The sequence below is a fragment of the Robinsoniella sp. RHS genome (genome assembly GCF_001029355.1).
Taxonomy (GTDB): Bacteria; Bacillota; Clostridia; order Lachnospirales; family Lachnospiraceae; genus Robinsoniella; species Robinsoniella peoriensis.
The window spans coordinates 1-7881 of record NZ_JNGB01000199.1 but is presented as its reverse complement, the minus strand read 5'-3'; the positions used below and the strand labels follow the sequence as shown (position 1 = coordinate 7881).

Here is a 7881-nt window from a genome sequence, read left to right as displayed (position 1 = left end):
TCATGTCCGGATGCAGTCTCTGCATAGCGTTCATCTCCTCCTGCCCCAAATCCATGCACATTTGAACTGTCTGAATTATATATGACTGCTTCATCTGTGAAATCGCCGCTCTCAGATGTGGTAATTACTGTTGCATCGTAAGTTCTGCTGTCTTTCCAGTATCTCCACATATTGACTCTGCTTAAATCATACAGACCTCCAAGGTCCACCTGCATATACAGGGCTGCTTTATCGCCGTCTTTACCGAAATCGCAATAGTTGTACTCTCCTGTATCGTCAATAATACCATCTACCGCCATGGTAGCTGGTCTTTGGGGATTTCGATAATCCTCCGGCAGTTCTGTTCCATCGCTCTTATGCAATGTAACTGTTTTTTCCAGTGCTGCATTTTCTTCTGTTGCAGTCTCAGCCGCTTGTACATCAATCGGAATCTGCACTGCTGTTAATATCATACACAATGTCAGAATCCACGCCATAATACGTTTCATTGATATTAATCTTTTACTATTCATTTTGTTACCTCCCAATCTCTTTCATGTTAGCGGGTTGTCGCGTTTAAGAGTACACCTCCCTTTCTTTTATCTCTTTTAAAATGTAAAATTTTTCCGCTCTACCCTATTTCAAAATCCTATCATGCGGCCTAATTTCTTACAATAAACAAAGCTATCCATTTCTTTCATTTTTTTTACTGCGACACCCACATTTTTAAATATTTTTAAAATTATTGCTATTTTTTGACTAATCATCATAAAATGATTTGATTCTGGTAAAAAAAACGATAGAGATTCTTATGACTTTGTTTTAACATTTACAGACTTGCTATAGCTTCCATATACTTTTTTACCTTTATATACTTTGTAAGCCTTTACTTTGTATGAATATACTTTTCCTTTTTTGACCTTCTTATCCGTAAAGTATAGTTTCTTTGCATTTACCTGCGCAGCCTTTACCCATGTTTTCCCTTTCTTTTTCATAACAACATATCCGGATGCGCCAGACACTTTGTTCCATTTTACCACTACATTATTTTTAGAAGCTTTTGCCTTTGCGGTCACCGTTTGCGGCACAACTTTTTTAGTGGCTGTTTTGTATTTACTATAGGTCGTCTTTCCATTTACTTTCTTAAAAGCTTTTACTTCAAATACATATTTCTTACCGGGAGTACCTTTCTTATAAGTATAAGTGATTATGCGGTTGTTCTTAATGGTCTTCTCCGTACTCCACTTTTTGCCTGTCTTTACACGGATTACATATCCGTCCGCATCTGCTACCGTTTTCCAGGATAATTTAATCTCTTTTGATTTATAGGATACTGCTTTTACGGCAACCTTAACTGCCGCTACTTTCTTTGCTGACTCTGCTGCCAGCTTATCTGCATCTATTTTTAAATTTTTAATTGCATTTGTTAATGCTGATACCAGATCATTTACCTGCTGCTGTGTGGCATCTGTTTTGTTTGATAACTCCTGAGCTTTTACTATTGCATTTTGCAGGGCTTTGTAGGATTCATCCGTATAGTTTCCTTGTCTGATCCCTTTTGCCTCAGCTATTTTTGCATTTAATGCCGTTTTGGATACCACCGCCGGTTTTTCTTTTAATCTGGCTATTGCACTTTCTAACCTGCTTAACTGTGCATTTACTTCCTCCTGTGTGGCATCTGTTTTGTTCCATACCGCCTGGGATTTTCCGATCTCTTCCTGAAGAGCTTTGTAGGATTCATCCGTATAGTTCCCCTGTCTGATCCCTTTAGCCTCTGCTATTTTGGAATTTAACTTTGCTTTATCAACCTGGGGTACTTCTGCCGTGTTCGTGTCAATTGTCAGATCTACCCAGCCATTTCCGGATACAGTAATCATAGCCGTACCTGCAGCGGCATCATATTCCACAACCGGTTCCTGATACTGATCCTTTAAGCCATTAGTTACATTTACCTCCGGCTCACTTTCCAGTCCAACCAGTTCAAAGGTTGTATCTCTGAAGGTATCATCGTCCGGATTTGGAATATACTCATCCCGTATCCAGTCCTGAAGTTTGGTATTGTGGTCCGTATCCCAGCGGTCCGTCACCGTGGTGCCGTATCCTTCCCAGATACTGTCTTTATCCACACGATAATTGTTCAGTTTAATCTGAAGCTCACCATCCTGATCATCCAGGATCACATAAGTATGCGGTGTCATTGTAATATCTACGGATTTATTACCTTCTAACGGAAGTTTTGCATTTTGCACCCCATCCACATTCACATTACTGTTGTATAAATACCAGGTATCATTCAATAGCTGTCCAAATGCCGTACCGGTATACTGTTCCGGATATTTTTCTTCAAAATATGCTTTTTTCGCATCTTTATTCGCAAGCTGTGCACTGGATTGATTCAATATCTCAATATCGCCGAATACTGCTTTTACAGTTTTCTCATCTACTGCCTCCGGAACTGCAGGTATTAATCCATATCGACCCGTAGTCTGGGTTGGCAGTGTGGCATCTTCCCAGTTCAAACCTTTTTGCAGTAAGTTTCCTGCACTCTTTAAAGAACTTAATTTTCCATAGAACACTGCTTTTGTATCTGCAAGCACTTCCTCTTTACCTGGTGCCGGATTCTTAATCGCATAGCGCATGAACTCTGCAATTACATTTTCAAAGCAAGGTGAATTCTGGTTATAAGAACCATATACATACGCCGGGTGCTCAAAGTTGTAGACACATCCGCCATTTGTATAGATACTCATCATTTCGATACCAAGCAGTGCTTCCGGTTCGGTTGCAACCGGTCTTGCTTCTTCCCCACCCGGATTATAAGAATACTGACCATCAAATAATTTACCAAATCCTTTTTCATACCATTTCCAGGTATCAGCCAGACCGCCCCATTGTGCACAAACTCCGGTTAGCCAGAGGCCCTGCATATAGCTGGCTGTTCCTGCATTGGAGTTAGTACCGGCAGGTGTGTTCTTCCAGGTGAAAATAAAATTATTACCGTAAAGTTTCAATGCTTCATTAAATTTCTCATTTGCTATTACATTTTCAATAACACCCTCCTGGTGCTCGCTCCATACAAAATATCCGCCGTTTTCAGCTGCAACCCGCAGATAATCGGCACCCATAGTAGCAACCTTATTGTAGTCAGTCCAATAATTTTCAGTGGACATAATTCCTTTTAACACACTGTGCTGTTTGAACATCCGGTCAATCCACTCAGCATCCAGATTCGCTGTTCCCGTCCAGTAATTCTGCTGGCCTGCCGTAGCTACCACCATCATTACCGGGATGTTATTTTCCTGGGCAATTGCCAGCTGCTGCTCATAAAACGCTTTTGCCGTGTGGGAATCACTTTCATTTAAGCCAATCTTGCCACCCAGATGAATTTCAATGACTGCGTTTTCTTTTAAATCTTCCGGAACCTGTTTCCAGCGTGAAACCAGATCATCTCCCCAATCCAGGGTACTTCCTGATTCACTGTAAGACTTTCCGTACAGCGGCATAATCAGCAGAGGATTTTCATTATTTACCTCTATTCTTTTTTCCACTTCCGGTCTGCTTCCCGTTAATTTGTACATGGCATCTGCATAGTTTGCAGATGTATATCCTATATCCCAGTGAGACTGGCCTTCCGCCAATGCAGCATACCAGATATGGAATGTTCCGTTTCCTTTTGCCCCACCTGGCTCATACCAGAAAGTAGAACGGTATATCTGTCCTGCATCCCAGGTCCCGGGTGCCCCTACTGTAATTAAAGCTTTTTCAGATACCGGCTCCCAATGAATACCATCTTTGGACTTCGAGAAACGCAGGGAAGAATTATCCGGTCCGCTTCCTGCCGGAAATGCCTGCTGAAGTGCCCAATATTCCTGAAATTCCTCTACCCACTGGATATCCTGGTGCCATGGATACATCTGCAGCCCGTCTTCATTTACTCCAAGAAAATTCTCCACGTAAGTCTTATCCGACCAATTGCTGATCCCGTCTTGGGATGTCCGATACCATACTTTGTTATTCTGTTTGTTTTCATATCCTACATCTCCGGCATCATTTGCCCACATTTTGTAGATTTTTTTCTGTTTTATCATATACTACGGTTGGAGAAAGGTCTGAATATCTTTCGCCTTCTGTGGCAATGGCGCAGCCGTGATCCGTTGGTCCAGTCATCAAAACACCAGTTTTGTCTTCCACTCCCCAATTAATCCCATCATAAGAAACACGGTATCTGATTTCAGAACGATGTGTTTTACCATTAACCGCCTCATCCTGTGCCCATTCCCAGTACATAATCAACCGGTCATTTACCGGGTCATATACAATATCGGTATCACAGTTATGTTCATTTTGATTTTCTATTTCACTGTCATAGCGCGGCTGTACAGGGTTTTGGGCAGGAAACTCCCAGTTTACGCCATCGTTGGATGCAGCTATACAGGGATTTTCAAAATAGGAACTTCCCGGTTTATTCGGTGTATATGCCATCCAGTATTTATACCCATTCCACGGCTCATCAAACACCGTAACATCCGGGTGGGTTACCTGATCATTCGTGCCCGGGCCCTGTAGCTTCAGCGGATTAACTGCATTTGGGAAAATCTTGCTGTCATCCGGCTTTTCCGGTAAGATTTCATCTCCAAATACGTAAGCATTCACCTTTAATTCTACAATGTGATTTGTTACGCCTGATGTCCCATTAACACCATATGTATAAACTCTGATATACCTTGCTTTTGTATTTTCCGGTACCGGAAATGTCTTGCCACTTTCTGTTTCTGCATAGAGCATATCACTTCCTGCTCCCAGGTGATGTATTTCTCCCGTCGTATCCGAGTTATAGATAACTGCTGCATTTTCAAAGTTCTCATCCTCAGATACTACAATTGCAGTAGCTGCATAAGTTCTGCCATCTTTCCAGTATCTCCACAGTTGTATATCGGACAGTAAATAGCTCCCTTTTAAATCTACCTCCATATAGAGTGACTCCCTTACGGCTCCGCTATTTGCCTGATCTCCAAAATCAAAATAACTGGAGCTGTCAATAACACCGTCAACAGCCTTAGAACTGTTAACTGCTGAATCCGGATTAACAGGAGCCTCCGAATTATCTGATGTCTTTCGTGCCACTACCGTTTTTTTGAATGCAACATTTTCGGGTTCCGGCAGTGCCTGATAAAATTTTGCATCTGCCCAATTGGCGTGATCAGACCAAGTTTCCGTTACTTTATCCGCGTATAATGTTAAAGTTTTGGCTGTATCGGGTATGTTAACAGAAATCTTAACCGCATTCGAAAGCGGATCCAGTACACCGGTTTCTGATACAATCTTGTCATCAATTTTCACCCTGAATTTTACGTCGCAGACTTCCCCCGGAATGTTTTCTTTCTGGCTGTAGTCTACACCCACGTAAGTTTCAAACTTTGTATATCCCTTTCCCTCCAGATCGTACACAATGGTGGAATCTGTCTGTGTTCCAATCCCCTTGTCAAATTCTGTTACCGTTCCATCCACTTTTAGCGTAATTTTTCCGCCGCCAAAGGACTTATCCTTTCTGGTAGGCAGCTCGCTATCTACTGTATGATTTTCTGACTTCCATTGCAGGTCTGACAGATACACAATCCGGTTTGCTGGATCCTGGGCATCTTCCAGAATTTCAGTTACCCTTGCCTTTCCGTTCCTATCTGACGCTTTCTTTGTCCCTTGCGTCTGTATTTCTTTCATGTGTGTTTCTTCTGCCGGTACTTCTTTTGTCTGTACTTCTTCTGTCTGCGCATCTTCTGTCTGCATTTCTTCTGTCTGTACTTCTTTTGTCTGCGCATCTTCTGTATGCATTTCTTCTGTCTGTACTTCTTCTGTCTGCTCATCTTCTGTCTGCATTTCTTTTGTCTGTACTTCTTCTGTCTGTACAATCCCGCTGTCTTTTGTACCTTCCATCAATACCTCTGCTGTCTCTTCCCCGGTTAACTTCTGCACCCTTTCTTCGGTTGTCTGCTCCTGGTACCGGATAGCCTGTTCCTCTGTCAAATACCCCGTTTGCCCTTTCACAAATCTGGTTCCTGTGCCGCTTTCTGCCGCAGCGCTCAATGGTGAAGCGAGACACATACAGGATGCGGTTAAAAGTGCCACTAGTTTTTTTGCCCTAAACTTCATATAAATCCTCCTCCTTATAACTCTTTTATTAATTATAAATTGAGGAGGTAGTTAAATAAATGCGATTATCTGCTCCCTTTCATCACATTTTTGACCACTCCCACCGCAAGATATTACAAATTACTAATTTTTTACTTTTTTCATCGAATTTTTGCCTGAAATTACCATATAATACGTTTTTTTAATTTTTAATTGCATTTGACTAAATGACGGATATAATAAAGATGTAAAGAATTCACATACCTGTAACATGGACGTTCTATCATTATGACTGATCCATACGAAAGGAACATGTGAATATGAAAATTTTAAAAAGAACCCTGATTTTTATGCTTTGCCTTTTCTTAACTGCCGCACTGCTTGCCGGATATGCATTTAAGATAGAACCCTTTATGGTGTTCACCCATTACTATGACCTGAATGCTCCCGACAGAAAGATCACACAAGTTATCCGTGTGGTACAGTTATCCGATATCCAGGTAAACGCCTCTTATACAGAAAATAAACTTGAAGAACTTGTGGACAAGGTTAATGATCTTTCACCGGATGTCATTGTCTTTACCGGGGACTTGTTTGATAACTTTTCAAAATATAAGGCTGTAGATGCCGTTACTTCGGCACTGTCAGCCCTGAATGCGTCATATGGTAAATATGCTGTCTGGGGCAATCGTGACTATGGCGGGGGTGCCTCCCGGGTTTATGCAGATATTATGTCGAATTCCGGCTTTACACTGCTGAAAAATGAAGGTATCACCGTAACTACCACAAAGGGGCATGAATTATTCATCGGCGGTCTGGACGATGCCCTGCTTGGATTTCCAGATATATCAACTACTTTGCGCTACATGGAAGATGATCCTGATTATCGGATCATTTTGCTGCACGAACCGGATATTGCAGACCGTTTTGAGGCTGGCTCTGCCAATCTGCTTCTGGCGGGGCACAGTCACGGCGGCCAGGTAAAACTACCATTTATCAAAAGCCCGGTTACATCACTTGCTGAAAAATATACATCCGGATTTTATGATATCGATAACAATATGAAACTCTATGTAAATACCGGTATTGGGACTTCTCATATTCCGGCACGATTTATGGTGCCTCCCGAAATTGCGGTATTCAATATTGGACTATAAAGCTTGCGCTATCAGGAGGATAATTATGAAAATATTAATCGCAGAAGACGAAAAAGATATGCAGAAGATCATGAAGCTCTATCTTACCGGAGCAGGTCATGAAGTTGCTGCCGTTTCCGATGGACGGGAGGCTTTTGATCTATTGTGCAAAGAAAAATTCGACCTTTTGATTTCTGACTGGATGATGCCTGTCATGGACGGGATTGCCCTGTGCAAGGCTGTGCGTGAATATCATATGCCCATAAGAATTATAATGCTCACAGCGAAGGGGGAGATTTCTGACGAAATTGCAGGTCTGACTTATGGTGCAGACGACTATATACGCAAACCTTTTGAGCCAAAGATCCTGCTCCTTCGGATTGAAAAACTTTTTCAGCTGGGAAAACTGCTTACCTGCGGCAGCCTTACCTTAAATCCGGACACCAGAATCGTAAAAATACGGCAGGAAGAAATAAAACTAACCAAAAAAGAATACGAACTCCTTTACACCTTTTTCCTGAACCAGGGCATGATTCTATCCAGAGAACAATTACTTTCCAGCGTTTGGGGAATGGACTATTATGGCGATGAACGCACCCTGGATACCCATATACGGAGACTTCGCAATAAAATAGGAGAA

5 protein-coding genes are annotated in these 7881 nt (G+C 41.9%); 2 read left to right on the top strand and 3 right to left on the bottom strand.

Going from position 1 to position 7881, the window contains the following annotated elements; translation table 11 throughout:
* From RHS_RS28230 to RHS_RS32235, 3 genes are all read right to left on the bottom strand, one after another.
* Window positions 1-512, bottom strand: a 512-nt coding sequence (locus RHS_RS28230; RefSeq protein WP_047835066.1) for a hypothetical protein, incomplete at its 3' end; no start/stop codon positions are given.
* Between the two features lie 276 nt (window positions 513-788).
* A complete protein-coding gene (locus RHS_RS32240) occupies window positions 789-4067 on the bottom strand; it encodes a glycoside hydrolase family 98 domain-containing protein (RefSeq protein WP_395023625.1) in 3279 nt (1092 codons plus the stop codon).
* Window positions 4027-6126, bottom strand: a complete 2100-nt coding sequence (locus RHS_RS32235; RefSeq protein WP_395023624.1) for an NPCBM/NEW2 domain-containing protein — start codon at window positions 6124-6126, stop codon at window positions 4027-4029. Before RHS_RS32235 ends, RHS_RS32240 begins: the two co-directional genes overlap by 41 nt.
* A 299-nt stretch (window positions 6127-6425) precedes the next feature.
* On the opposite strand from RHS_RS32235, the gene RHS_RS28215 reads away from it, so the two are divergent.
* Both RHS_RS28215 and RHS_RS28210 read left to right on the top strand, forming a co-directional pair.
* Window positions 6426-7262 carry a metallophosphoesterase gene (locus tag RHS_RS28215; RefSeq protein WP_027295943.1) on the top strand — a complete coding sequence of 279 codons (837 nt, stop codon included), beginning with the start codon at window positions 6426-6428 and terminating at the stop codon, window positions 7260-7262.
* Between the two features lie 25 nt (window positions 7263-7287).
* Window positions 7288-7881, top strand: a 594-nt coding sequence (locus tag RHS_RS28210) for a response regulator (protein ID WP_047835065.1), incomplete at its 3' end; no start/stop codon positions are given.

Coding starts and splice junctions, on each gene's coding strand:
- RHS_RS32235 (WP_395023624.1), bottom strand. CDS start 6,126: ATGAAGTTTAGGGCAAAAAAACTAGTGGCACTTTTAACCGCATCCTGT.
- RHS_RS32240 (WP_395023625.1), bottom strand. CDS start 4,067: ATGATAAAACAGAAAAAAATCTACAAAATGTGGGCAAATGATGCCGGA.
- RHS_RS28215 (WP_027295943.1), top strand. CDS start 6,426: ATGAAAATTTTAAAAAGAACCCTGATTTTTATGCTTTGCCTTTTCTTA.